This is a genomic window from Variovorax sp. 01N425 (assembly GCF_056399465.1).
Genome location: NZ_JBFTRJ010000017.1, coordinates 20066 through 45555, shown reverse-complemented (window position 1 = coordinate 45555; position 25490 = coordinate 20066). Strand labels below are relative to the sequence as shown.

The 25490-nt window shown below is 69.0% G+C and carries 19 protein-coding genes; 13 read left to right on the top strand and 6 right to left on the bottom strand.

The window, feature by feature from the left end; all coding sequences use genetic code 11:
• The first annotated feature begins 11 nt into the window (after window positions 1-11).
• The 4 genes from AC1DSC_RS26310 (at window position 12) to AC1DSC_RS26295 (ending at window position 7107) form a co-directional block, all read left to right on the top strand.
• Complete coding sequence (locus tag AC1DSC_RS26310) at window positions 12-3017, top strand: transglycosylase domain-containing protein (protein WP_369663243.1); 3006 nt, start codon at window positions 12-14, stop codon at window positions 3015-3017.
• A 153-nt stretch (window positions 3018-3170) separates the two neighbouring features.
• A complete protein-coding gene (locus AC1DSC_RS26305; RefSeq protein WP_369663244.1) occupies window positions 3171-3944 on the top strand; it encodes a 2Fe-2S iron-sulfur cluster-binding protein in 774 nt (257 codons plus the stop codon).
• Window positions 3941-4933, top strand: coding sequence for an FAD binding domain-containing protein (locus AC1DSC_RS26300; protein ID WP_015866587.1), 993 nt, complete (start codon window positions 3941-3943; stop codon window positions 4931-4933). The genes AC1DSC_RS26305 and AC1DSC_RS26300 overlap by 4 nt, the downstream gene beginning before the upstream one ends.
• The gene (locus tag AC1DSC_RS26295) at window positions 4930-7107 is read left to right on the top strand and encodes a xanthine dehydrogenase family protein molybdopterin-binding subunit (RefSeq protein ID WP_369663245.1); all 2178 of its coding nucleotides are present in this window, start codon (window positions 4930-4932) and stop codon (window positions 7105-7107) included. Before AC1DSC_RS26300 ends, AC1DSC_RS26295 begins: the two co-directional genes overlap by 4 nt.
• Window positions 7108-7211: 104 nt before the next feature.
• On the opposite strand, the gene AC1DSC_RS26290 is transcribed toward AC1DSC_RS26295, so the two are convergent.
• From AC1DSC_RS26290 to AC1DSC_RS26280, 3 genes are read right to left on the bottom strand one after another with little or no spacing between them, the layout of a single operon-like run.
• On the bottom strand, window positions 7212-8144 hold the full coding sequence (locus tag AC1DSC_RS26290; protein WP_369663246.1) for a dimethyl sulfoxide reductase anchor subunit family protein: 933 nt from the start codon (window positions 8142-8144) through the stop codon (window positions 7212-7214).
• A 4-nt stretch (window positions 8145-8148) separates the two neighbouring features.
• On the bottom strand, window positions 8149-9000 hold the full coding sequence (locus AC1DSC_RS26285; RefSeq protein WP_436287888.1) for a 4Fe-4S dicluster domain-containing protein: 852 nt from the start codon (window positions 8998-9000) through the stop codon (window positions 8149-8151).
• Window positions 8997-11942: a molybdopterin oxidoreductase family protein gene (locus tag AC1DSC_RS26280; protein WP_369663248.1), complete on the bottom strand. Its 2946-nt coding sequence runs from the start codon at window positions 11940-11942 to the stop codon at window positions 8997-8999. The genes AC1DSC_RS26285 and AC1DSC_RS26280 overlap by 4 nt, the downstream gene beginning before the upstream one ends.
• An 84-nt stretch (window positions 11943-12026) precedes the next feature.
• Between AC1DSC_RS26280 and AC1DSC_RS26275 the strand changes: the two genes are divergently transcribed.
• Window positions 12027-12962, top strand: a complete 936-nt coding sequence (locus AC1DSC_RS26275; protein WP_209536099.1) for a LysR family transcriptional regulator — start codon at window positions 12027-12029, stop codon at window positions 12960-12962.
• A 16-nt stretch (window positions 12963-12978) separates the two neighbouring features.
• Here the strand turns inward: AC1DSC_RS26275 and AC1DSC_RS26270 are convergent, their stop codons facing one another.
• Entirely contained in the window at window positions 12979-13749 is a 771-nt protein-coding gene (locus AC1DSC_RS26270; RefSeq protein WP_015866593.1) for a GntR family transcriptional regulator, read from the bottom strand.
• Between the two features lie 126 nt (window positions 13750-13875).
• Between AC1DSC_RS26270 and AC1DSC_RS26265 the strand changes: the two genes are divergently transcribed.
• The 5 genes from AC1DSC_RS26265 to AC1DSC_RS26245 are packed head-to-tail and all read left to right on the top strand — an operon-like array spanning window position 13876 to window position 18367.
• Window positions 13876-14157 (top strand): UxaA family hydrolase, encoded by a 282-nt coding sequence (locus tag AC1DSC_RS26265; RefSeq protein ID WP_015866594.1) that lies wholly within the window; start codon window positions 13876-13878, stop codon window positions 14155-14157.
• Window positions 14158-14210: 53 nt separating this feature from the next.
• Entirely contained in the window at window positions 14211-15386 is a 1176-nt protein-coding gene (locus tag AC1DSC_RS26260) for a UxaA family hydrolase (RefSeq protein ID WP_018905424.1), read from the top strand.
• Between the two features lie 13 nt (window positions 15387-15399).
• Window positions 15400-16341, top strand: a complete 942-nt coding sequence (locus AC1DSC_RS26255) for a hydroxyacid dehydrogenase (RefSeq protein ID WP_062366083.1) — start codon at window positions 15400-15402, stop codon at window positions 16339-16341.
• On the top strand, window positions 16338-17339 hold the full coding sequence (locus AC1DSC_RS26250; RefSeq protein ID WP_369663249.1) for an Ldh family oxidoreductase: 1002 nt from the start codon (window positions 16338-16340) through the stop codon (window positions 17337-17339). Before AC1DSC_RS26255 ends, AC1DSC_RS26250 begins: the two co-directional genes overlap by 4 nt.
• A 35-nt stretch (window positions 17340-17374) precedes the next feature.
• Window positions 17375-18367 carry a Bug family tripartite tricarboxylate transporter substrate binding protein gene (locus tag AC1DSC_RS26245; RefSeq protein ID WP_369663250.1) on the top strand — a complete coding sequence of 331 codons (993 nt, stop codon included), beginning with the start codon at window positions 17375-17377 and terminating at the stop codon, window positions 18365-18367.
• Here the strand turns inward: AC1DSC_RS26245 and AC1DSC_RS26240 are convergent.
• Complete coding sequence (locus tag AC1DSC_RS26240) at window positions 18351-19556, bottom strand: acetate/propionate family kinase (protein WP_369664499.1); 1206 nt, start codon at window positions 19554-19556, stop codon at window positions 18351-18353. The genes AC1DSC_RS26245 and AC1DSC_RS26240 overlap by 17 nt on opposite strands.
• The gene (xsc, locus tag AC1DSC_RS26235; protein WP_369663251.1) at window positions 19553-21376 is read right to left on the bottom strand and encodes a sulfoacetaldehyde acetyltransferase; all 1824 of its coding nucleotides are present in this window, start codon (window positions 21374-21376) and stop codon (window positions 19553-19555) included. The genes AC1DSC_RS26240 and xsc overlap by 4 nt, the downstream gene beginning before the upstream one ends.
• Before the next feature lie 158 nt (window positions 21377-21534).
• Between xsc and AC1DSC_RS26230 the strand changes: the two genes are divergently transcribed.
• From AC1DSC_RS26230 to AC1DSC_RS26220, 3 genes are read left to right on the top strand one after another with little or no spacing between them, the layout of a single operon-like run.
• Window positions 21535-22371: an IclR family transcriptional regulator gene (locus AC1DSC_RS26230; protein WP_015866602.1), complete on the top strand. Its 837-nt coding sequence runs from the start codon at window positions 21535-21537 to the stop codon at window positions 22369-22371.
• Between the two features lie 26 nt (window positions 22372-22397).
• A complete protein-coding gene (locus AC1DSC_RS26225) occupies window positions 22398-23381 on the top strand; it encodes an AAA family ATPase (protein WP_369663252.1) in 984 nt (327 codons plus the stop codon).
• A complete protein-coding gene (locus AC1DSC_RS26220; RefSeq protein WP_369663253.1) occupies window positions 23378-25111 on the top strand; it encodes a cobaltochelatase CobT-related protein in 1734 nt (577 codons plus the stop codon). Before AC1DSC_RS26225 ends, AC1DSC_RS26220 begins: the two co-directional genes overlap by 4 nt.
• The last annotated feature ends 379 nt before the right edge of the window (window positions 25112-25490 follow it).

Here is a 25490-nt window from a genome sequence, read left to right as displayed (position 1 = left end):
TGCGAGGCAGCATGACAAGGTTCAAGAAGGTCTTCTGGATCGGCACTGGGCTCGCCGTGCTGGGTGCGCTTGCCGCTTTTGCGGTGCTCGACGAGCTGAAGACCTCCCGATGGCAATCGGCCCTGTGGCGCGACTTTGCCAGCGGCGCGGGCTTCACCGTCGACAACGGCGCCAGCGACGCCATCCGCTTTCCCCATTCCGGCCCTTACGACGCGCGGCTCGGCTACCACGATCTCCCCGGCTTCATCGAACGCCTGCAGCCGCAGGGCTTTGCCATCACGCGCCAGGCGCGCATGTCGCCGCGGCTCGTCGAGCTGCAGGAGCGCGGGCTTTTCACGCCCTACCGCGAGAAGAACCAGGCCGGCTTGACGGTGCGCGACTGCCGCAACACGGCGCTGCTGCACACGCGCGTGCCCCAGCGCGCCTACGAGCGCTTCGAAGACGTGCCGCCGCTGCTGGTGAGCGCCCTGCTGTTCGTCGAAGACCGCCACCTGCTCGATGCGGAGCCGGCCCAGCGCAACCCTGCGCTCGATCCGGAACGCTTTGCCAAGGCCGCGGTCGAGCAGGGGCTGCGGGTGTTCAGCCCGGGCGCGACCGCGACCGGCGGCAGCACGCTGGCCACGCAGATCGAAAAGTACCGCCATTCGCCGCAGGGCCGCACCGGGTCGGTCCGCGAGAAGCTGCGCCAGATGGCCTCGGCCTCGGTGCGCGCCTACCAGGACGGCGACGACACGCTCGCGCGGCGCCGCCAGATCGTCGTCGACTACCTCGACACGGTGCCGCTGGCCGCGCGCCCCGGCATCGGCGAAGTGCACGGCATGGGCGACGGCCTGTGGGCCTGGTATGGGCGCGACTTCCGCGAGGTCAACCGCCTGCTCGCCGACAACGCGGAAGGGGCGACCACGCCCACGCCCGAGGCGCTCCAGCGCCAGGCCGAGGCCTTCAAGCAGGCGCTGTCGCTGATGATCGCGCAGCGCCGCCCCTCGCAGCACCTGCTCGGCGACGGCACGGGCCTGGCGCGGCTGACCGACAGCTACCTGCGGCTGATGGGCGATGCGGGCCTGATCGCGCCCACGCTGCGCGATGCGGCGCTGCCGCTGCCGCTGAATCTGCGGCCCGAACTGCCGACCAGGCCGCGCACGGATTTCGTCCAGCGCAAGGCCACCATCGCGCTGCGCACCCACATCTCCACGCTGCTCGACGTGCCCCGCGCCTACGACCTGGAACGGCTCGACCTGGAAGCTGAAACCAGCCTGGACGGCGAAGCGCAGGCGCTCGCGGCGCAGGTGCTGACCGGCCTGCGCACGCCCGCCGCCGCCAAGGCCGCGGGCTTGTTCGGCGCCCACATGCTCGACCCGGGCGCGGACCCGGCCCCGCTGATCTACAGCTTCACGCTGTTCGAGCGCGGCGCCCAGGCCAACCTGCTGCGCGTGCAGGCCGACAACATCAACCAGCCCTTCGACGTGAACCAGGGCGCGCGGCTGGACCTGGGCTCCACCGCCAAGCTGCGCACGCTGGTGAGCTACCTCGAGATCGTGGCCGAACTGCATGCCCGCTGGTCGGACCTGGGCGCCGCCCAGCTCGCTGCGCTGGCGAACAACCCACGCGATCCGCTGGGCATGTGGGCGCGGCAGTACCTGTTGCGCGCCAAGGATCGCCGCCTCACGCCAATGCTCGAGGCGGCCATGGAGCGCAAGTATTCGGCGAACCCGGGCGAATCCTTCTTCACAGGCGGCGGCCTGCACCAGTTCGAGAATTTCGAGCGCTCGCGCAACAGCGAATCGATGACGGTGCGCGAGGGCTTCAAGCATTCGGTCAACCTGGTGTTCATCCGCCTGATGCGCGACGTGGTGCGCCACCGCATGTTCGGCGGCGCATCGGATGCTGAGACCCTGCTGAAGGATCCGGCCGACCCGCGCCGGCGCGAGATGCTCGAGCGCTTTGCCGACCGCGAAGGCTCGGCCTACCTGATCCGCTTCTATCGCAAGTACCAGCGCCAGTCGGCCGCGGGCGCGGAGGCGCTGCTGCTGCGCAGCCTGAAGCCGTCGGCGCCGCGCCTGGCAAGCGCGCTGTTCACGATCGAGCCCGAAGCCAGCGAAGAACGGCTCGACGAGCTGCTCACGCAGCGGCTGGGCAAGGGCGCCGGCTCGCCGCGCGCGCTGCGGGCGCTGCACACCACCTACTCGGGCCTGTCGCTCGCGGACCGCGGCTACGTCGCACGCGTGCATCCGCTGGAGCTCTGGCTGGTGGGATACCTGCGGCGCCATCCCGGCGCAACCCTGACCGAGGTGCTGGACGCGAGCGCGAGCGAACGCCAGGAGGTCTACGCCTGGCTCTTCAAGACGCGCCACAAGAGCGCGCAGGACAAGCGCCTGCGCGAGCTGGTCGAGCTCGATGCCTTCGCGGAAATCCATCGCTCGTGGCAGCGCCTGGGCTACCCCTTCGAATCGCTGACGCCGTCCTACGCGAGCGCCATCGGTGCCTCGGGCGACCGGCCGGCCGCGCTGGCGGAACTGATGGGCATCATCGCCAGCGACGGCGTGCGGCGGCCTGTGCAGCGCGTCGGCGCACTGCACTTTGCGCGCGACACGCCCTACGAGACGCGGCTCGAGGCGCAAGGCGCGGGCGCCGAGCGCGTGCTGCCCGCCGAAGTGGCCGCAACGGTGCACCGCGCGCTGGTGCAGGTGGTGCAGGACGGCACCGCGCGGCGCCTGAAGGACGCACTGGTGGACGCGAACGGCCGCGCGATCGAGATCGGCGGCAAGACCGGCACCGGCGACCACCGCTACGGCCACAACGGCCGCGGCGCTGGCGCGGGCCCGGAGCGCAAGATCAGCCGCTCGGCCACCTTCGTGTTCACCATCGGCGACCGCTACTTCGGCACCATCATGGCCTACGTGAACGAGCCCTACGCCGCCCGCTACCGGTTCACGAGCGCACTGCCGACGCAGCTGCTGAAGTCGCTCGGGCCGCAATTGCTGCCGGTGCTGGAGCGCGGGGGGTGCGGAGGGGACTGACTCGCCCCCCGCAGCAGGTATTAAAAAAACCGATGCCTGCAACAAGCTATCGATAGCTAAGCTGGGGAATCGACGCCCCTCGACAGCGCACGGGCCACGCGCCGCGCGACGAGGCTCCTTCATCGATCGATCCATCCCCAGGTGCCACACACGATGACATCCCTCCTTTCCGATGAACGGCAGGCCGATGCCTTGCCTGACGACGATAACGACAACAGCAACCCTCTTCTCCCCTCACCCGCCGGCCAGCTGACCCGCCGTGCCTTCCTTGCGGAAAGCGGGACGACCGGCATCGCCGGCATCCTGGCGTCCGCGCCCATGGCGGCGTCTGTCGCATCGGCCGCGCAGGCGGATGCCAATGCAGCGCCGCCCTCTTCGTCTTCCATGGCCCTGGCCCTGCGCGTCAACGGCAAGCCGCATGTGCTGCAGGTCGATCCGCGCACGACCCTGCTCGACCTGCTGCGCGAGCAGATGGCGCTGCCGGGTACGAAGAAAGGCTGCGACCACGGCCAGTGCGGCGCGTGCACGGTGCTCGTCAATAACCGCCGCATCAATTCCTGCCTGGCGCTCGCGCTCTCGCATGATGGCGCGGACGTCACCACCATCGAGGGGCTGGCGCGCGGCAGCGAGCTGCATCCGATGCAGGCCGCCTTCATCAAGCACGACGGGTTCCAGTGCGGCTATTGCACCTCGGGGCAGATCTGCTCGGCCGTGGGCATGCTGCGCGAGGCCGAACAGGGCGCACCGAGCCATGTCACGACCGATGTGCGGCGCACCGGGCCGGTGGCGCAGCTGAGCGACGCCGAGATCCGCGAGCGCATGTCGGGCAACATCTGCCGCTGCGGCGCCTATCCCGGCATCGTGGCCGCGGTGCGCGAAGTGAGCCTGATGCCGCGCGCGGGCAACAGCCGAAGGAGCCGCGCATGAAGCCCTTTGCATTCACCCGCGCCACCGACGTGGACACGGCCGTTCGGGCGGCCACGCAGCCCGGCGCCCGGTTCCTGGCCGGCGGCACCAACATCGTCGACCTGATGAAGGAAGGCGTGGAAGCGCCCGATCAGCTGGTGGACATCAACCGCCTGCCGCTCGCGGCCATCGAGGCGCAACCTGGTGGCGGGCTTCGGCTGGGCGCGCTGGCGCGCAACAGCGACACGGCCAGCCACCCCGTGCTGCGCACGCGCTATCCGCTGGTGGCGCAGGCCATTCTTGCGGGCGCCTCGGGCCAGCTGCGCAACGCGGCCACCAACGGCGGCAACCTGCGCCAGCGCACGCGCTGTCCCTACTTCTACGACGTGACCCAGCCCTGCAACAAGCGCGAGCCGGGCACGGGCTGCAGCGCGCTGCAGGGCTTCAACCGCAACCACGCGGTGCTGGGCACCAGCGCGAAGTGCATCGCGAGCTATCCGGGCGACATGGCGCAGGCGCTGCACGCGCTCGATGCGGTGGTGCAGCTGCAGGGGCCCTCAGGCCGCAGGACCATTCCGATTGCGCAGTTCCACCGCCTGCCGGGCGAGACGCCCGAGCTCGATGCCAACCTGGCGCCCGGCGAGCTGATCACCGCCATCGACCTGCCGGCCGAAAGCGCCCGCTTCGCACAGCGCTCGCATTACCTGAAGGTGCGCGACCGCGCCAGCTATGCCTTTGCGCTGGTGTCGGTGGCGGCCGCGCTCGACATGGAGGGCAGCCGCATCCGGCAGGCGCGCATCTGCCTGGGCGGCGTGGCGCACATGCCCTGGCGCGCGCGCGGGGCCGAGGCGCTGCTGCAAGGCGCCGAGCCCAGCATGGCGCTGTTCCGCCAGGCGGCGGAGGCTGCGCTGGCCGGTGCCACGGGCTTCGAGCACAACCGTTTCAAGATCGAATTGGCCAGGCGAAGCATCGTGCGCGCGCTGGAAACCACGAGCAGGAGCACGGCATGAACAGGCAAGCGACTCCCTTCATCGGGCGGCCGGTCGACCGCGTGGACGGCCGCCTCAAGGTGACCGGCCAGGCGCGCTATGCGGCCGAGTTCTCGTACCCGGGGCTGGTGTACGGCGTTGCGCTGGGCAGCACCGTGGCGGCCGGGCGCGTGCGCGACATCGACACCGCGGCGGCGGAGCAATTGCCCGGTGTGCTGCTGGTGCTCACGCACAAGAACGTGCCCAAAATGGCGCCGCCCGCGCCCGAAACGCCGCAGAACCGCTTCACGCGCGCCACGCCGCTGCTGCAGGACACAGCCATTCACCACCACGGCCAGCTCATCGGCTTTGTGGTGGCCGAAACGCTCGAGCAGGCGCGCCATGCGGCCACGCTGGTGAAGGTGAGTTACGACGCGGCGCAGCCCCGCATCGGCTTCGACGCCAACGTCAAGAACGCCTATGCGCCGGCGGCCATCAACGCCGGCTACAAGACCGACACGCGGCGCGGCGACCTCGACCAGGGCCTGCGCGCCGCAGTGGGCACGGTCGATGCGGTCTACAACACGCCCATCGAGCACCACCATCCGATGGAGATGCACGCCACCGTGGCCGCATGGGAGGGCGACGACAAGGTCACGGTGCACCACTCGCTGCAGATGGTGAGCGATGCCGCCCCGGCCATTGCCGCCACCTTCGACATTCCGCGCGAGAACGTGCGCGTGGTGTGCCCGTTCGTGGGCGGCGGCTTCGGCAGCAAGATCCTCACGCGCGACAACGCGATGCTCACGGTGCTGGCCGCGCGCCTCGTGAAGCGGCCGGTCAAGCATGTGCTCACGCGGCAGCAGATGTTCATGGTGGTCGGCCTGCGCCAGCACAACCGCCAGCACATGCGCCTGGGTGCGGATGCGAGCGGCCGGCTCACGGGGCTGGGCCACGACACCGTCACCCACACTTCGGTGCACGAGGAGTTCGTCGAGCAGACCGGCGTCATCTCGCGAATGATGTACGAGGTGCCGAACTCTCAGGTCACCCACCGCGCTTTTCGCCTCAACGTGCAGACGCCGAAGTGGACCCGCGCACCGGGCGAGGCGCCCGGCAGCTTTGCGCTCGAATCGGCGATGGATGAACTCGCCGAGCAGCTGAAGATCGACCCCGTGGAACTGCGCGTGAGGAACGACGCCAGGACCGACCTCGACACGGACAAGCCCTTCGGCAGCCGCTCGCTCGTCGAATGCATGCGAATCGGCGCCGAGAAATTCGGCTGGAGCAATCGCAGCGCCATGCCGCGCAGCCGCAGGCAGGGCCACTGGCTCGTGGGCTACGGCATGAGCGCGGCATCGCGCGGCGCACCGCATCGCGGCGCCTCGGCCAACCTCTTGCTCACGCGCAGCGGCCGCGACGTGCGCGCGGTGGTGGAGATGTGCGCGACCGACCTCGGCACCGGCAGCTACACCGTCATTGCGCAGACCGCGGCCGAGACGCTGGGCCTGCCGCTCGACAAGGTGCAGGTGCGGCTCGGCGACTCGGCCCTGCCGCCCACGCCCGGTTCGGGCGGCTCCTGGGGCGCCAACACCTTCTGCACCGCGGCGCTCGCGGTCTGCGAAGCGGCCAAGCAGCAACTGCGCGAGAAGGTCAGCCTGCGCTTCGTGCGCGAACCCAGCGTGGCGGAGCTGCTGCAGGCGGCCCAGCTGAACGAATGGCGCGCCAGCAACACGGCCACGCCGGGCGCGGACATCGCCGCCTGGTCGCACTATGCCTTTGGTGCCAACTTTGCCGAAGTGTGGGTCGACGAAGACCTGGGGCTGGTGCGCGTGCCTCGCTACCTGGCGGTGATTGCGGCCGGGCGCATCCTCAACCCCAAGACCGCGGCATCGCAGATCATCGGGGGCGTCGTCTGGGGCATTGGCAACGCGTTGATGGAAGAGTCGGTGCTCGACGAGCGCAGCGGCCACTTCGTCACGCGCACGCTAGCCGACTACCACGTGCCCGTGAACGCGGACATCGGCGATGTGCAGGTGCACTTTGCGCCCGAAACCGACACCCGGGTCAACCGCATGGGCGTGAAGGGCGTGGGCGAGATCGGCATCACCAGCGTGGCCGCCGCCATTGCCAACGCGGTGTACAACGCCACCGGGCGCCGCGTGCGCGACCTGCCCATCACGCCCGACAAACTGCTGACGCCGATCCAGGCATGACGTGGGCGCGGCCGGTGATGACGCCCAACGGCATCGCGCTGTCGCCTGACGGCCGCACGCTTAGGGGGGCCTGTCCAGGCCTGAACGACGCCTTGGCCGGGTCTTCAGGACACCACCTGGTAGTACAGGTTCTGCGGGTGCTTCGCCTGCGCGAAGAAGAACCAGCGCTCCGCAAGCAGGCCGGGCGCCTGCACCAGCACCGCCAGCAGCCACGGCCACACGGCCCCGCCGGCAACGCCCCACAGCAGCAGCAGCGAAGGCAGCACGAAGGCCAGCAGCAGGAAACCGAGCTTCATGTTCCTGAGCGCGGCCAGCGTGGCACCATGAAAGAACTCGCGCGTGTTGAACGAGCCGGCCGACATGCCCATCGACTTTTGCACGAGCTTCCCGGCGCGGATGCCGGTGGCCGATTGCAAGGTCGACTTGTGGCGGATCGCCGCATTGCGCCTGAGCGCCCCGCTGCGTGCGGCCCATGCCGCGAGCGTGGCGGCGAGCGCGCAGGGCCCGAACAGCTGCACGAAACCTGTTTCGCCCGCCAGCGCCGCCATCGCACAGGCCAGCACCAGCCCCGACGACAGGCCAATGAGCGTGAAAGTGACGACGGTGAGCGGATGCGCCCATTCCTCGATGAAGCGCAGGCACGCATAGATCATGGCGGTGCAGTACCAGAGCGCGGCGGCGCCGCACAGCACCAGCACCGGCAACAGCCACGACCACGGCGCACCAGCGCCCAAGCGCAGCGACAGCCACCACAGCGCCACCAGCGCGATGAAGCCCGGCAGCACGATGACTTCGCGCGACATCCACGAGGTGCGCCACATCAGCACGGCGCGCCATGCGCGGCTCTTGCGGCCCAGGTGCATGAACGAGGCCGCGAGCCCGGCTGCGAGCAGCACTTCGGCCACGCCCAGTGCCAGCGCGAGAAAGCCGGGCGCGAGCGCGAGGCCCAGCAGCACTGCGAGCGCAAGCGCGACGACCAGGCCCTGCGCGGCGCCGGCCAGCGTGGTGAAGAAAAGAATGGAGAACGCGGGATGCATCGGGCTACTCCTGCGTTTCGATCGAAGGGGTGGTCTGCTGCGTGACGCGGCGCGGCAGGTACTGGTTGGCCGGGCTGGTTTCCCACTCGGGCATCAGCTGGTAGCCGCCGCGTTCGCGGATGGCCCTGGACACTTCGGAGTCCGGGTCCTTCACGTCGCCGAACAGGCGCGCGCCGGTGGGGCAGGCCTTGACGCAGGCGGGCTTGCGGTCTTCCTTGGGCAGGTGCTCGTCGTAGATGCGGTCGACGCAGAGCGTGCACTTGGTCATGACCTGGCGCTCCTCGTCGAGCTCGCGTGCGCCGTACGGGCAGGCCCATGCGCAGTACTTGCAGCCGATGCACTTGTCGTAGTCGACCAGCACGATGCCGTCTTCCTTGCGCTTGTAGCTGGCACCCGTGGGGCACACGGGCACGCAGGGCGGGTCTTCGCAGTGCAGGCAGCTCTTGGGGAAGTGAACCGTCTGCGTGGCCGGGAAGGTGCCGGCCTCGTAGGTCTGCACGCGGTTGAAGAAAGTGCCGGTGGGGCTGGCGCCGTAGGGCTGCGCATCCGCAAGCGGGCCGGCGCTGCCGGAGGTGTTCCACTGCTTGCACGAAGTGACGCAGGCATGGCAGCCGACGCAGACGTTGAGGTCGATGACGAGGGCGAGTTGCTTGGCGAGGGTTTCGCCCGGCTCGGCGCGCACGGATTGACTCCCTCTCCCGCTTGCGGGAGAGGGTTGGGGTGAGGGTGCAGCGGCCCGCATCACGGCACTGCTTCCAATGCCAGCGCCGCCGCCCTCACCCCAGCCCTCTCCCGGAGGGAGAGGGGGCAAGACCGAAGAAACCGGGGCCATCAAGTCCTTGAGCCACTGCATCATTTCTTCCCCCTCCCCGCAAAGTACGTCAGCACGCTCGCCGCCTTCCCCAGCACTCCCGGTGCGCTCGGCATGCTCGCCATCTGCGGAAAGCTTTCTTCCGGCTCGCCCGGTTCCGCGGGCCGTATGCGCACGCGCACGTCGTACCAGCCGGCCTGCCCCGTGACCGGATCCGAATTGCTGATGCGGCCGCTCGCGGTGCCTGCGCAAGGCAGTTCCTCGCTGATCAGGTGGTTGAGCAGGAAGCCCTTGCGCGCCTCGTCCGCACCCGGCGCCAGCTGCCATGCGCCATCGGCCTTGCCGATCGCGTTCCAGGTCCACACGGTGCCGGGCTCCACCGCCTCGCTGTAGCGCAGCATGCAGCGCACCTGGCCCCATTGGCTTTCGACCCAGCACCAGCCGCCATCGGCAATGCCCGCGGCCTGCGCGGTGAGCGGGTTCACGTGAAGATAGTTGTGGCTGTGGATCTGCCTGAGCCACGCGTTCTGTGAATCCCACGAGTGGTACATCGCCATCGGCCGCTGGGTGATGGCATTGAGCGGGTACGCATCGAGATCGGTCGAGGCCTCCTCGAGCGGCGGGTACCAGAAAGGCAGCGGATCGAAATACGTGTCGATGCGCTCGCGCAGTGCATCGGGCGGCTGCCGGCCCGGGCTCTTGCCCTGTGCGGCCAGGCGGAAGCTCTGCAGCGTGTCGGAGTACAGCGCCAGCTGCACCGGGTCGTTGCGCTGGCGCCAGCCCTTGTCCTTTGCAAAGTCGAGGTACTCGCGGTTCCAGTTGCGCATGTAGTGCATGGTCTCGGGCATGTGGTACTGGAACACGCAGTTGTTCTGTGCATACGCTTCCCACTGCTTGGGGTTGGGCTCGCCGCGCAGGTGCTCGGTGCCGTCCTTGCCGCGCCAGCCCATCAGAAAGCCGATGCCCGGCTGCGGCTGGAAGTTGACGACAAAGTCCGGATAGCCCGAAAACTTGCGCCCGCCCTCTGGCGTGGTGAAGGCCGGAAACTTCAGGCGCGAGGCCAGCTCGATCAGCACTTCCTGGAACGGCTTGCACTGGCCGGTGGGCGGCACCACCGGAATGCGCACCGAATCGACCGGCCCGTCGAATTCCGAGATCGGCCGGTCGAGCATGCTCATCACGTCGTGGCGCTCAAGGTAGGTGGTGTCGGGCAGCACCAGGTCGGCAAAGGCCACGGTCTCGCTCTGGAAGGCGTCGCACACCACCAGGAAGGGGATCATGTGCTCGCCCTTCTCGTCCTTGCGGTTGAGCATCTCGCGCACGGCCATGGTGTTCATGCTGGAGTTCCAGGCCATGTTGGCCATGAAGATCAGCAGCGTGTCGATGCGGTAGGGGTCGCCCTTGACCGCGTTGGTGATCACGTTGTGCATGAGCCCGTGCGCCGACAGCGGGTGCTCCCACGAGAACGCATGGTCGATGCGGATCGGCGAGCCGTCGGGGTTGATGGCCAGCTCTTCCGGGTTGGCCGGAAAGCCCAGCGGCGCGGCATTGAGCGGCGTGTTGGGCTGGATCATGCCGGGGTCGTTGAAGGCGCGGTAGTTGGGCACGATGTGGCGCGGGTACGGCGCCTTGTGGCGGAAGCCGCCGGGCGCGTCGATGGTGCCGAGCACGCTCATCAGCACCGCCAGCGCGCGCACGGTCTGGAAGCCGTTGGAATGCGCTGCGAGCCCGCGCATCGCGTGGAAGGCCACGGGCCGCGCCTGCGTGCTCGGGTGCTCCTTGCCCCAGGCATCGGCCCATGGAATGGGCAGCTCGAAGGCTTGCCTGAGCGCGGTCTCGCCCATCTCGCGCGCGAGCTTGCGGATGCGCTCGGCATCGATGCCGGTGATGGCCTCGGCCCACTCGGGCGTGCAGCTGGCCACGCGATCGCGCAGCAGCTGGAACGAGGGCGCGACGCGCGTGCCGTCGGCCAGCGTGTAGTGGCCCTCGAGCGCGGGATCGCAGCCGTCGGCAATGCCTTCGGGGTAGGCGTTCTTCACGCTGCCTTGGCTCAGGTCCCACACCAGCTTGTTGTGCGGATGGCGGCCATCGCCGGGCGGTCCGCGCGTGGGGTCCGGGTCGAAGGCGAACAGGCCCTGGCGCTCGCAGTCGTCCAGCACCACGAGCTGCGGCGCATTGGTGAAGCGCTTCAAGAAAGCGTGGTCGATCAGGTCGCTCGCGATCAGCTCATGCAGCAGCGCCATGAACAAGGCGCCGTCGGTGCCGGGCTTGATCGGAATCCACTCGTCCGCAATGGCCGAGTAGCCCGTGCGCACCGGGTTGATCGAGATGAAGCGTCCGCCCGCGCGCTTGAACTTGCTGATGGCGATCTTCATTGGGTTGCTGTGATGGTCCTCGGCCGTGCCGATCATCACGAACAGCTTGGCGCGGTCGAGGTCGGGCCCGCCGAATTCCCAGAAGCTGCCGCCGATGGTGTAGATCATTCCCGCGGCCATGTTGACCGAACAGAAGCCGCCGTGCGCCGCATAGTTGGGCGTGCCGAACTGGCGCGCGAACAGGCCCGTGAGCGCCTGCATCTGGTCGCGGCCCGTGAAGAGGGCGAACTTCTTCGGATCGGTCGCGCGGATCTTGCCGAGCCGCTCGGCCAGCATGTCGAAGGCGCGCTCCCAGCTGATGGGCTCGAACTCCCCGGCCCCGCGCTCGCTGCCGGCCTTGCGCAGCAGCGGCTGCGTCAGGCGCGCGGGCGACACCTGCTTCATGATGCCCGAGGAGCCCTTGGCGCAGATCACGCCCTTGTTCAGCGGATGCTCGGGGTTGCCGTCGATGTAGCGCACCTCCGGGCCATGCTCGCCTTCGCGCAGGTGCACGCGGATGCCGCAGCGGCAGGCGCACATGTAGCAGGTGGTGGTCTTGACCTGGGTGTCCGCCGTGGGCGTGGGGGCGGCGAGCGGATCGTGGACGGGCTCTCGGGACAGGAAACTGAACACTGGCGGTCCTTCGTTTTATTGTGCGGGGCTGCGCCGATGTTAGAGAGCATCGATCAAACGAAAAAGCGGAGAATATCGCTCACGATGACCGGAAAAACAGATCAGCAGCACACCGCGCAGCGGCTTCGGCTCAACCTGCGCCAGCTCGAGGTGTTCGTGGCCACGGCCCGGGGCGGCAGCACGCGCGCCGCGGCCGACCGCGTGGCGCGTTCGCAGTCGGCCGCGAGCAGCGCGCTGGCCGACCTGGAGTCATCCGTGGGCGCGCTGCTGTTCGACCGGCTCGGCCGCCGCCTGGTGCTCAACGAGAACGGCCGCGCGCTGCTGCCCAGGGCCCAGGCCCTGCTCGACCAGGCCGGCGAGGTGGAGGCGCTGTTCAGCGGCGAGCATGCGGCGCCGCTGCGCGTGGCGGCCAGCTTCACCATCGGCGAATACCTGCTGCCCGAGCGCGTGTCGCAATGGACGGCGCTGCATCCGCAGAGCCAGGTGCACCTGCACATTGCCAACACGCGCGACGTGATCGAGGCGGTGGCGGGGTTCGACGTGGATGTCGGCTTCATCGAGGGGCCGCAGACGCACCCCGACCTCGTGGTGCGGGCATGGCGCGAGGACGAGCTGGTGATCGTCGCTGCGCCGGGGCATCCGCTCGCCAGGCGCATTGCCACCCACCATCAGCTCTCGCAGGCCACCTGGGTGCTGCGCGAGCACGGCTCGGGCACGCGGCAGGTCACCGATGCGTGGCTGATCCAGAACCTGGAGCAGGTGCGCGTGGGCTTCGAGCTCGGCAGCACCGAGGCCATCAAGCGCGTGGTGGCTTCGGGCACCGGGCTGGCCTGCCTCTCGCGCTACACGGTGGCGCAGGCGCTGGAAGACGGCCATCTGATCGAGCTGCGCACGCGGCTGCCGGCCGGCATGCGGCGGCTGGCCACGGTGATGCACCGCGACAAGCTGCTGGGCCGCGCGACGGCGGATTTCCTGCGGCATTGCGGGGCGACCGTGCCGCGCATGCCGGCCGCGCGTTAGCCCCACGCGAACGCGCTCAGGCCGGCCGCGACAGCAGGTGCACGTATTCGTACTGCGCCGTGTTGATGGTCGACACGCGGTACTCCACCGGCTTGTCGCCGAAGGTGAGCGCGGTGCGCCGCACCTCCATCACCGGCGCGCCCGGCGCCACGCCCAGGATGCGCACCACGCTGCGGTCGGCCGCCATCGCGCGTGCGCGTTCGCGCGCCAGCGTCACGGTGATGCCGAACTCGGTCTGGTACAGGTGGTAGATGGTGCTCGGCCGCTCGCGAAAGCGCTTCTCGGTCAGGCCCTTGAAGAGCAGCGCCGGCAGCGTGAGCCGGTCGTGGATCACCGCCCGGCCCTGCAGCAGCAGCCGGTTGTCGATCTGGATGGCCGGCTCGCCGGTTCGCAGCCCCAGCGCCTGCGCCGGCTCCTCGTCCATGCGCATGCGCTCGAAGGCGACAAACTCCACCTGCGGCGCCTGCCTGAGGCCGTCGCTGCGCTCCACATGGAAGAACTGGAACATGAAGCGGTCGTCGTTGTGCACCGCCACGAAGGTACCGCGCCCCTGCCGCCGCACGAGGATGTGCTCGGCCACCAGGTCGTCGGTGGCGTGGCGCAGCGTGCCGATCGACACGCCGAGCGCCGCCGCCAGCTCGCTCTCGCTCGGCAGCACGCTGCCGGCCGCGCAGCGCCCCGACTCGATGGCGCGCAGCAGCGAGCGCTTGACGAGCCGGTAGAGCGGCGCGCCCGCCGACTCGGCGGGAATCGGTTCGAACGCGGAGATGTCTGTCGAGCGGGGCATGGCGCATTGTGGCGGCCGCATCGCGATTCATCCAAGTCATTCATATGACCTGTTTGACACGCGGAGACGCGCACTCGGACACTGGCCCGGCTGCAAATTCTCAGCGAGTCACAACAGGAGACAACGATGATTCATTTCGTTCTGCACGACGCGAAGGACACGGTCGCGGTCGTGGTGGTGGAAGGCGTCAAGGCCGGCATGTCGCTCAGCGGCTGGATCATGGACGAGGACCGCATGACCAGCGTCGATGCGCGCCAGGACATCCCGATCGGCCACAAGGTCGCGCTCAAGGACATGGCGCCCGGCGACACGGTGTGGAAGTACGGCATCGACATGGGCAAGGTGGTCGCGCCGATCAAGGCCGGCGAGCACGCGCACGTCCAGAACATCAAGACCAAGCGCTGGTAAGACACCGCCCCGCTTCGCCCACTTCCATTCCCCCACGAATCAGAAAGCACCGCATGTCCATCATTTCCAAAGACACCACCTTCCTCGGCTACCGCCGCGAAAACGGCCGCGTCGGCGTGCGCAACCACGTCATCATCCTGCCGCTGGACGACCTCTCCAACGCGGCCGCCGAAGCGGTGGCCCACAACATCAAGGGCGCGCTGGCCATTCCGCATCCCTACGGCCGCCTGCAGTTCGGCGCCGACCTGGAGCTGCATTTCCGCACGCTGATCGGCGCGGGCTGCAACCCGAACGTGGCGGCCGTCGTCGTCATCGGCATCGAGGACAGCTGGACGCAGAAGGTGGTCGACGGCATCGCCGCCACGGGCAAGCCGGTGGCCGGCTTCGGCATCGAGGGCCATGGCGACCACGACACCATCCTGCGCGCGAGCAAGGTGGCGCGCGAGTTCGTGCAGGTGGCCAGCGAGAAGCAGCGCGAGCCCTGCGGCATCCACGAGCTGTGGGTGTCCACCAAGTGCGGCGAGAGCGACACCACCTCGGGCTGCGGCTCCAACCCCACCGTGGGCAACGCCTTCGACAAGCTCTACGAGACCGGCAACACGCTGGTGTTCGGCGAGACCTCCGAGATCACCGGCGGCGAACGCATCGTGGCCGACCGCTGCCGCACGCCCGACGTGAAGGAACGCTTCATGTTCATGTTCAACCGCTACCAGGACATGATCAACCGCCACAAGACCAGCGACCTGTCGGACTCGCAGCCCACCAAGGGCAACATCGCGGGCGGCCTCACGACCATCGAGGAAAAGGCGCTCGGCAACATCCAGAAGATCGGAAAGAAGTGCATGGTGGACGGCGTGCTCGACAAGGCCGAGGTGCCCACCGGCCCGGGCCTGTGGTTCATGGACTCGTCCAGCGCGGCGGCCGAGATGGTCACGCTGTGCGCCGCATCGGGCTACGCGGTGCATTTCTTCCCCACGGGCCAGGGCAACGTGATCGGCAACCCGATCCTGCCGGTCATCAAGATCTGCGCCAACCCGCGCACGGTGCGGCTCATGAGCGAGCACGTCGACGTCGACACCTCGGGCCTGCTGCAGCGCGAGATGACGCTCGACCAGGCCGGCGACCAACTGCTCGAATGCATGCTGCGCACCGCCAACGGCCGGCTCACCGCGGCTGAAGCGCTGGGCCACCGCGAGTTCGTGCTGACGCGGCTGTACGAGTCGGCCTGACGGCGCCCGCGCGATGGCAGGCATCATGAAGCGGATAGTGATTGCGGAGTTCATGGACGCCGCCGCGGTTGCGCAGTTGCGCGAGCGGCACGACGTTCTCTACGACGTGGCGCTGGTGGACGACGGCGCCCGGCTCTACAAGGAAGCGAAGTGGGCCCATGCGCTCATCGTGCGCAACCGCACGCAGGTGCGCGGCGAACTGCTGGATGCACTCACGCAGTGCACGGTGGTGGGCCGGCTGGGCGTGGGCCTGGACAACATCGACGTGGCGGGCTGCGAAGCACGCGGCATCCGGGTGATTCCGGCCACGGGCGCCAATGCACTGAGCGTGGCCGAGTACGTGATCGCGAGCGCCATGCTGCTGCTGCGCGGCGCCTACGGCTCCACCGCCGCGGTGGCCGCGGGGCGCTGGCCGCGCAATGCGCTGTCGAACGGGCGCGAGCTCGCGGGCAAGACGCTCGGGCTGGTCGGCTTCGGTGCCATCGGGCAGCTGACGGCGCGGCTTGCGCAGGCGCTCGGCATGCGCACGGTGGCCTTCGACGCCATGATGGACGGCAGCCACCCCGCCTTCGCCGCCACGGGCACGCAGCCGCTGGGCCTCGATGCACTGGTGGCACAGGCCGACGTGGTGAGCCTGCACCTGCCGCTGGTGGACGGCACGCGCAACCTCTTCCATGCGCCGCGCATCGCGGCCATGAAGGGCGGCGCGGTGCTGGTCAACACCTCGCGCGGCGGCATCGTCGACGAAGCCGCCGTGGCGCTTGCGCTGCGCGAAGGCCGGCTCGGCGGTGCGGCGCTCGATGTGTTCGAGGCCGAGCCGCTCGCGGCCAGCCCGCATTTCGAGGGCTGCCCCAATCTGCTGCTGACACCGCACATCGCGGGCGTGACGGCCGAGTCGAACGAGCGCGTGAGCAGCCTCATTGCACAGAAGGTGCTGGAGGCGCTGGAACCATGACGATGCTGAGTCTTGAGAAAGCGCGGAGCGCCGTGGCCGCGGCCTTGCGCGCGGCCGGCGCGAACGAGGCAATGGCGGCGGCCGCCGCACGCGCCCTGGTGCTGGCCGAGGCGCAGGGCCTGGGCTCGCACGGCCTCTCCCGCGTGGCCCAGTACGCCACGCACCTGCGCAATGGCCGGGTGAATGGCAATGCCATGCCGGCGCTGCGCCGCCAGAAAGGCGCGGCCGCGCTGGTCGATGCGCACGAGGGCCTGGCCTTCGCTGCCTGCGAGATGGCCGTTGCCGAGGCCATCGGCCGCGCGCGCGACTTCGGCATTGCGATTGCGGGCGTCACGGACAGCCACCATTGCGGCGTGGTGGTCGACCATTTGCGGCCGGTGGCCGAAGCCGGCATGGTCGGGCTCGGCTTTGCCAACTCGCCGGCCGCGATGCCGGCGGCCGGCGGGCGCCATCCGATCTTCGGCACCAATCCGGTGGCGGCGATGTTCCCGCGCCGCGATGCGCTGCCGCTCGCCATCGACCTGAGCCTTTCGGAAGTGGCGCGCGGCAAGGTCATGGTGGCCGCGAAGCAAGGCAAGGCCATACCGATCGGCTGGGCCGTCGACCGCAACGGCCAGCCGACCACCGATGCACAGGCTGCGCTCGAAGGCTCGATGCTGCCCATTGGCGCGGCCACCAGCCCCAAGGGCGCGATGCTGGCGCTGGTGGTCGAGTTGCTGGTGACGGCGCTGATCGGTGCACAGTTCGGCTTCGAAGCGTCGAGCTTCTTCGAGGACGCCGGCAACCGGCCACGCATCGGCCAGGCCTTCATCGTCATCGACCCCGGCGCGCTCGCGGGATCTGCGGGCTACCTCGACCGCGTCGAGGTGCTGGTGGCCGAGATGCTGCGCGACGACGGCGTGCGCCTGCCCGGCGCGCGGCGCGAGGAACTGCGGCTGCGCGCCGAGGCAGAGGGCATCGAGGTGCCCGAGGCGCTGCTCGCGCAGTGGCGACGCTAGGCGCCACGACCCACACAACAACAGGAGACAACACGATGAAACGACGCGAATGGATGCAGGGAACCACCGCCCTGGCTGCGGCGGGATCGCTGGGCACGCTCATGCCGATGCTGGCCCGCGCGCAGGGCGGCGACTACCCCAAGCCGGACACCACGCTGCGCTACGTGGTGCCCTTTCCGCCGGGCGGCCTGACGGACGTGATGGCGCGGCAGATCGGCCAGCAGCTGGGCGAGCGCTGGAAGGTCAACGTGCTGGTGGACAACCGGCCCGGCGGCAACGGGCAGATCGGCGCCGACCTGGTGGCCAAGGCGCCGCCCGACGGCAACACGCTGCTCGCGGTCACGCTGACGCACGCGGCCAACGTCACGCTGTTTCCGAAGTCGCCGTTCAGCTTCCAGAAGGACCTGCGGCCGGTGGCGCTGCTGGCCGGCAGCCCGATGCTGATCGTGGTGCCCGTGGCCAGCCCCATCCAGGACATGAAGGGCCTCGTCGAGGCGGCGAAGGAGCGCAAGCTCAATGCCGGCTCCAGCGGCAACGGCACGCCGCCCCACCTGACGCTCGCGCTCTTCAACGACCTCAACAAGTCCAACATCCAGCACGTGCCCTACAAGGGCGGCGCTCCGTGCATCACCGACCTCATCGGCGGCCAGCTCGACGTGGTGTTCTCGAACATCCCGGAGTCGATTGCGCATGTGAAGGGCGGCAAGCTGCGCGCGCTCGCCATCGCAAGCAAGACCCGCTACCCCTTGCTGCCCGATGTGCCGACCACCGCCGAAGCCGGCATGCCCGCGCTGCAGGTCGAGAACTGGACCGGCATGATGGCGCCGGCCGGCATGCCCGATGCCGCGGTGCAGAAGCTGGGCGCGGAGGTGGTGAAGATCCTCGCGCAACCCGGCCTCGATGAACGCATGCGCCAGCAGGGCTTCGTGATCGATGCGCGCGGGCCGGACCGCTTTGGAGCGTTCCTGGCTGACGAGATCGCGCGCTGGGCGCACGTCATCAAGGCGGCGGCTATCCAGCCTGGCTGAGCCGCAGCAGCCGCGCGGTGTGCCGCGCGATCACGGCCTCTTCGTCGGTGCGCAGCACCCAGGCGCTGACGGTGCTCCCGGGCGTGGTGAGCCGCGCATGCCCTGCGCGGTTCGCCTCCGCATCGACGCGAAGGCCGAGCCAGCCGCACTGCAGAAGGATGCGCTCGCGCAGCGCGGCGGCGTTCTCGCCGATGCCGCCGGTGAACACGATGGCATCCACGCCGCGCAGCGCCGCAGCCAGGCTGCCCACGTGCTGCACCACCTGCTCGATGAAATGCGTGATGGCTTCGGCGGCAGCGGGCGCAGCCGAAGCCTCCAACTCGCGCATGTCGCTGGAAATTCCCGAGAGCCCCAGCAGGCCCGACTCGCGGAACAGCAGCTTCTCGACATCGTCCGCCGACATGCCCTGCGAGCGCATCAAATACAGCACCACGGCCGCATCGAGGTGCCCGCAGCGCGTGCCCATGGTGAGGCCGTCGAGCGGCGAGAAGCTCATCGTCGTGGCCACCGATCGGCCCTCGGCCATGCCGCACATCGATGCGCCGTTGCCCAGGTGCGCGACGATCACGCGCTGCCGTGCCAGCTGCGGCGCCAGTTGCGCGAACTGCGTCACGATCGATTCGTAGGACAGGCCGTGGAAGCCGTAGCGCCGCACGCCTGCATCGTGCAGCGCGCGCGGCAGCGCGAAGCGGCGGTTCACATCGGGCTGGCTGGCATGAAAGGCGGTGTCGAAGCACGCCACCTGCGGCACGCCGTCGAAAGCCTTCATGGCCGCGCGCACGCCCGCGAGGTTGTGCGGCTGGTGCAGCGGCGCAAGCGGCTCGAGCGCAGCCAGTTCGGCCAGCACCGCATCGTCGATGCGCACCGGCGCCACGAAGTTCGCGCCGCCATGCACGATGCGATGGCCGACCGCCGCGATGCGGCCGCCGTCGCCTTGTTGTGCATGCCATTCGAGCAGCGCGGCCAGCGCGCCCTGGTGCGAGCGGCTGTCGCCTTCCAGCGCCGCGTCGTGCAGCGTGCGCCCGTCGGCATCGCGCACGCGCAGCCGCGCCTTCAGCCCCGCGCCCAGGCCATCGGCCTGGCCCGACCAGCGGGCGGCAGGCAGCGCACCGCCCTCGGCCGGCGCCTCGAACAGCGCCACCTTGATCGACGACGACCCGGCGTTGAGGGTGAACAGCGAATCGGTCAGACGTAGTCCTTGTACTTGTCGAGGAAGCGCACCGGCTTGGACAGCGCATCGCGGCGGAATGGATCGCCGAGCTCGCGGGTGCACATGATCTCGATCACGCAGGTCTTCTTCTGGTTCATCTGCATGTCGATGGCCTTCTTCAGTGCCGGGCCCACGTCCTCGAGCCGGTCGACCACGATGCCCTCGGCGCCCATGGCCTTGGCAATGCCCGCGAAGCTCTCGCTCTCGAGCTCGCCCGCGACGAAGCGGCGGTTGTAGAAGTCGACCTGGTTCTTCTTCTCGGCGCCCCACTGGCGGTTGTGGAAGACCACGGCCGTCACCGGGATGTCATGCCGCACGGCGGTCATGATCTCGACCATGCTCATGCCCCAGGCGCCGTCGCCGGCATAGGCCACGGCCGGACGGTCGGGCGCCGCGCACTTGGCGCCGATCATGGTCGGCAGCGAGTAGCCGCAGTTGCCGAAGCTCATCGGCGCGAAGAAGCTCCTCGGCTCCTCGAAGCGCAGGTAGCTGTTGGCAATGGCGTTGATGTTGCCGATGTCGGTGGAGACCATCACGCGCGGCGGCATGGCCTTCTCGAGCTCGCGCAGCACCTGGCGCGGATGCAGGTAGGTGCCGCCGGTGGGCGTCTTCTCGCCCTTGGCCTCTTCGATGGCGTCGAGGCTGAATTGGTCGCGCTCGTGGGTCCACTCGTCGAGCTCCTTTTCCCATGCGGCTTTTTCGGCCTTGATCTTTTCGGCGCGCTGGGCCTTGGTGGCATCGCAGGCCAGGGTCTTGCCCTGCAGGCGCTTGAGCAGCTCATTGGCGGTGGCCTTGGCATCGCCGTGGATGCCGACGGTGATCTTCTTCACGAGGCCCAGGTTGGTGTGGTCGGCTTCCACCTGGATGATCTTCGCGTCCTTCGGCCAGTAGTCCATGCCGTGCTGCGGCAAGGTGCCGAAGGGGCCCATGCGCGAGCCGAGCGCCAGCACCACGTCGGCCTGCGCGATCAGCTTCATTGCGGCCTTGGAACCCTGGTAGCCGAGCGGGCCCGCGGCGAGCGGATGGCTCGCGGGGAACGAGTCGTTGCGCAGGTAGCCGTTGGCCACGGGCGCGCCCAGGCGCTCGGCCAGCGCCTTGCACTCTTCGACCGCATCGCCCATCACCACGCCGCCGCCCGAGAGGATGACCGGAAACTTGGCCGAGGCCAGCAGCTCGACGGCCGCATTCAAGCTGTTCTCGCCGCCCGCGCCGCGCTCCACGCGCATGGGCTTCGGGATCTCGGTGGTGATCTCGCCATAGAAATAGTCGCGCGGGATGTTGAGCTGCGTCGGGCCCATCTCGGAGATGGCGCGGTCGAAGCAGCGCGCCGTGTACTCGGCCATGCGCTTGGGGTTGTTCACATGGCCCTGGTACTTGGTGAACTCCTGGAACATCGGCAGCTGGTTGGCTTCCTGGAAGCCGCCCAGGCCCATGCCCATGGTGCCGGTCTCGGGCGTGATCATCACGACCGGGCTGTGCGCCCAGTAGGCGGCCGCGATGGCCGTCACGCAGTTGCTGATGCCGGGGCCGTTCTGGCCGATCACCACGCCGTGGCGGCCCGACACGCGCGCATAGCCGTCGGCCATGTGGGCGCCGCCCTGCTCGTGCACCACCGGGATCAGGCGGATGCCGGCGGGCGCGAAGATGTCCATCGCGTCCATGAAGGCCGAGCCCATGATGCCGAAGATGTCGGTCACGCCGTTGGCGACCATGGTTTCGACGAAGGCCTCGGAGGGCGTCATCTTCTGCACGCCGGCGACGGCTTCGCGGGTGGGTGCGGCGGGTTGCTTCTGGCTCATGGAAGGCGTCTCCTGAAGGGAATGGGGCGGTCGGCGGGTTTCAAAAGCCGGAACGGGTTGTTCCGATTTCTCTCCGGCGGAATATAGGACGGCAAGTCCTTGGCGTCAAACAATTTACAAAAACCGGTACGTCTTGTCTTGTTTTTTGTAAAAAGACTATGATCCGGCCCATGAAGATCGTCAAGGGGCCCACGCCCGAAACCCTGGAGCCGGCGCCGGGCGACACACCCACCATGCGCCTGTTCGGACTGCTCGAAGTCATGGCCGCCAAGGACCAGCGCTACTCGCTGCAGGGCCTGGTGGAAGAGACCGGCATGCCCAAGCCCACCCTGCACCGCATGCTCCAGCAGCTCGAAGGCGCAGGCCTGCTGCAGCGCGAGGGCGACGGCCGCCACTACGGCATCGGTACGCGGCTGCGGCGGCTGGCCGAGAACCTGCTGCTCAACGACAGCCTCCACGGTGCACGCCATACGGTGCTGCGTCAACTGGTGGAAGAAATCGGCGAGAGCTGCAACCTCACCGCGCTCTCGGGCAGCGAGGTGGTGTACCTCGACCGCGTGGAAACCGCCGCGCCGCTGCGCTTCTACCTGCACTCGGGCTCGCGCGTGCCGGTGCACTGCTCGGCCAGCGGCAAGATCTTTCTCGCGCAGATGAGCGCAGCGCAGCGCCGCCGCCTGCTCTCCAACGCGCCGCTGGAGCCCTACACGCCCCGCACGCTCACCGACCCCGACGCGCTCGAAAAGGAAGTGCAGCGCGTGCGCAAGGACGGCTACGCCATCGACAACGAAGAGTTCCTGCCCGGCCTGCTGTGCATTGCGGCGCTGGTGCCTTCGGGCGACGACGGCCCCTCGAACCTGTGCATCGCGGTGCAGGCGCCGGTCATGCGGCTCGATGCCGCGAAGGCGAAGGCGCTGCTGCCGGCATTGCAGCGTGCTGCCGAGGCGCTGAGCCGCATCGATGCCGACGCGGGCACCACCAGCCGCGCGCAGGCCTGATCCACTCCATTTATGGAAAACCCATCGTGACCGACATCGCAGACCTTCGGCCCGACCGCATGCTGAGCGTGCGCGAGGTGTTCGGCATCGACACCGAGCTTCAGGTGCCCGCCTTCAGCGAACGCGACGACCACGTGCCCGAAGTCGATGCCGTCTACCGCTTCAATCCCGACGTGACGCTCGCCATCCTTGCGGGCTTCATGCGCGACCGGCGCGTGATGGTGCAGGGGCTGCACGGCACCGGCAAGTCGACCCACATCGAGCAGGTGGCGGCGCGGTTGAACTGGCCCTGCGTGCGGCTGAACCTCGACGGCCACATCAGCCGGCTCGACCTCGTGGGCAAGGACGCGGTGGTGCTGCGCGAAGGAAAACAGGTCACCGAGTTCCAGGAAGGCATCGTGCCGTGGTCGCTGCAGCGGCCGGTGGCGCTGGTGTTCGACGAGTACGACGCGGGCCGGCCCGACGTGATGTTCGTGATCCAGCGCATCCTGGAACAGGGCGGCAAGTTCACGCTGATGGACCAGAACCGGGTGCTGCACCCGCACCCCTTCTTCCGCCTCTTCGCCACCGCCAACACGGTCGGCCTGGGCAACCTCAACGGCCTGTACCACGGCGCGCAGCGGCTCAACCATGCGCAGATCGACCGCTGGAACATCGTGGCCTCGCTCAACTACCTGCCGGCCGATGAAGAGATCGCGATCGTGCAGGCGCGCGTGCCTTCGCTCGCCGGCGATGCGGGGCGCCGGCTGGTCGCATCGATGGTGGCCGTGGCCGATCTCACGCGCAAGGGCTTCGCCGCGGGCGACCTCTCCACGCTGATGTCGCCGCGCACCGTGATCACCTGGGCCGAGAACGTCGAGATCTTCAAGGACCCGGCGCTGGCGTTTCGCCTGTCCTTCGTCAACAAGTGCGACGACGCGGAGCGGCCGCTCGTGGCCGAATATTTCCAGCGCTGCTTCGACCAGGAACTGAAGGAGTCGCACCAGCTGTCGCCGGGCTCGCAAGAATGACCGACATGCCCGCGAGCGCCGTGCAGCGCCGCGTGCGGCAGGAGGAGCAGGTCGCCGAACTCTGCGCAGGCGTGGTGCGCGCCTTCTGCGGCGAGCGCGACCTGCACTTTCGCGGACGGCGGCTGCACCGCGGCCGCGTGGCGCTGCCGTGGTTCGCGCCGCACCTGCACCCTTCGCCCGAGACCGACGACTTCGCCTCCTTCCGCGGCGTGGCCGATGGGTTGGCGCTGCGGCTCACGGTGTCCGATGCCGCGCTGCACGAAAGCCTGCGGCCCGAAGAACCGGTCGAGCGCATGCTGTTCGAGATGCTCGAGCAGTTCCGCGCCGAAGCCATGGCGCCCGAGATCATGGCGGGCATGCGCCGCAACCTGCGGCACCGCCATGAGCAGTGGTCGCTCGCCTTCCACCATTCGGGCCTGACCGACACCGCGCGCGGCCTGCTGCTCTATGCCGTGGCGCAGATCTGCCGCGCCCGCGTGAGCGGCCAGCAGGTGGTGGAAGAAACCGAAGACATGCTCGAAGCCACGCGCTTTCACCTTGCGCCGCTGATCGGCCACGCGCTCGCAGGCCTGCGCCGCGACCGCGCCGACCAGGCCGCCTACGCCGTGCACGCACTCGCCATCGCGCGCACCGTCGCCGCGATGCTGCACGAGGCCGGCGAAGACAGCAGCGACGCACGCGACCCGCATGTGGACGACAAGCGCAGCGTGTTCATGCTGGTCGCCGACATGGACCGCGAGATCATCGAACGCTTCACCACCGCCGAGTCGGGCCGCAGCGCGGTGCTCGACGGCGCGGGCGGCGCCTACCGCGTCTTCACCGCCGCCTACGACCGCGAACACGACGCCGCCGCGCTCGCGCGCAGGGAAGTGCTCGCCGGCCACCGCGAAAAGCTCGACCGCCGCATCGCCGCGCAGGGCGTGAACATCGCGCGCCTGGCCCGCGAACTGCGTGCCCTGCTCGCCGACCCCACGCGCGACGGTTGGGACAGCGGCCAGGAAGAAGGCTTGGTCGACGGCCGCCGGCTCGCGCAGCTGGTGGCCTCGCCGACCGAGCGCCGGCTGTTCCGCACCGAGCGCCTCGAGCCGGTGGCCGACTGCATGGTGACGTTCCTGATCGACTGCTCGGGTTCGATGAAGGAGCATGCCGAATCGGTCGCGATGATGGCCGACGTGTTCGCGCGCGCGCTGGAGCAGGCCGGCGCGGCCAGCGAAGTGCTGGGCTTCACCACCGGCGCCTGGAATGGCGGCCGTGCGCAGCGCGAGTGGGTGCGTGCCGGCAGGCCGCCTCACCCAGGCCGCCTCAACGAGCGCTGCCACATCGTCTTCAAGGCCGCCGCCACGCCCTGGCGCCGCGCACGCCCCGCGATGGCGGCGCTGCTGAAGGCCGACCTGTTCCGCGAGGGCATCGACGGCGAAGCGGTCGACTGGGCCTGCACGCGCCTGCGCGAGCGGCCGGAGGCGCGCAAGTTGCTGCTGGTGATTTCCGACGGCTCGCCGATGGACAGCGCGACGCACCTGGCGAACGATGCGCACTATCTCGACCACCACCTGCGCGACGTGGTGGCGCGGCAGGAGCAGCGGCGCGACATCGAGATCGCGGGCATTGGTGTCGGGCTCGATCTGAGTCCGTACTACAGCCGTAGCCATGTGCTGGACCTTGCTGCCTCTGCCGGTAACACCATCTTCCGCGAAGTGATCGACTTGATGGCGGGGCGGCATCGGCGCTGAGGCTAGCTGAGCGCTGCTGTTCAGGGCGGCGCTCCCGCCGACGGGGTACCTTGCTCCGCGAATGTCCTCCGGCCTGCGGCCTCCCCCTTGATTTCGCTGCGCAAGGCACCCCATCAGCGGGAGCGTTGGACAGAGCAGTCGTTGATCAGCTGTGCACCCAGAGCGTGCCCTTGTGCACAGAGCATCGGGTGCTCCCCGCAGCGAAATCAAGGAGGAGGCCGAAGGCCGGGGGACATTCGCGGAGGGGAGTACCCGGTGATCTGTGCACGCGCCCTGAAAAAACCGAAACATTTAGAACTACATCCAAGTCCCCGATTGACAAAACAACCGATCAGTCCAAACATCGCGTCTCACATCCAGGAACAACGTTCCAATATTT

Coding starts and splice junctions, on each gene's coding strand:
- AC1DSC_RS26250 (WP_369663249.1), top strand. CDS start 16,338: ATGACGATGCTGAGTCTTGAGAAAGCGCGGAGCGCCGTGGCCGCGGCC.
- AC1DSC_RS26310 (WP_369663243.1), top strand. CDS start 12: ATGACAAGGTTCAAGAAGGTCTTCTGGATCGGCACTGGGCTCGCCGTG.
- AC1DSC_RS26260 (WP_018905424.1), top strand. CDS start 14,211: ATGTCCATCATTTCCAAAGACACCACCTTCCTCGGCTACCGCCGCGAA.
- AC1DSC_RS26305 (WP_369663244.1), top strand. CDS start 3,171: ATGACATCCCTCCTTTCCGATGAACGGCAGGCCGATGCCTTGCCTGAC.
- AC1DSC_RS26265 (WP_015866594.1), top strand. CDS start 13,876: ATGATTCATTTCGTTCTGCACGACGCGAAGGACACGGTCGCGGTCGTG.
- AC1DSC_RS26255 (WP_062366083.1), top strand. CDS start 15,400: ATGGCAGGCATCATGAAGCGGATAGTGATTGCGGAGTTCATGGACGCC.
- AC1DSC_RS26245 (WP_369663250.1), top strand. CDS start 17,375: ATGAAACGACGCGAATGGATGCAGGGAACCACCGCCCTGGCTGCGGCG.
- AC1DSC_RS26290 (WP_369663246.1), bottom strand. CDS start 8,144: ATGCATCCCGCGTTCTCCATTCTTTTCTTCACCACGCTGGCCGGCGCC.
- AC1DSC_RS26230 (WP_015866602.1), top strand. CDS start 21,535: ATGATCCGGCCCATGAAGATCGTCAAGGGGCCCACGCCCGAAACCCTG.
- AC1DSC_RS26220 (WP_369663253.1), top strand. CDS start 23,378: ATGACCGACATGCCCGCGAGCGCCGTGCAGCGCCGCGTGCGGCAGGAG.
- AC1DSC_RS26300 (WP_015866587.1), top strand. CDS start 3,941: ATGAAGCCCTTTGCATTCACCCGCGCCACCGACGTGGACACGGCCGTT.
- AC1DSC_RS26295 (WP_369663245.1), top strand. CDS start 4,930: ATGAACAGGCAAGCGACTCCCTTCATCGGGCGGCCGGTCGACCGCGTG.
- xsc (WP_369663251.1), bottom strand. CDS start 21,376: ATGAGCCAGAAGCAACCCGCCGCACCCACCCGCGAAGCCGTCGCCGGC.
- AC1DSC_RS26275 (WP_209536099.1), top strand. CDS start 12,027: ATGACCGGAAAAACAGATCAGCAGCACACCGCGCAGCGGCTTCGGCTC.
- AC1DSC_RS26285 (WP_436287888.1), bottom strand. CDS start 9,000: ATGATGCAGTGGCTCAAGGACTTGATGGCCCCGGTTTCTTCGGTCTTG.
- AC1DSC_RS26270 (WP_015866593.1), bottom strand. CDS start 13,749: ATGCCCCGCTCGACAGACATCTCCGCGTTCGAACCGATTCCCGCCGAG.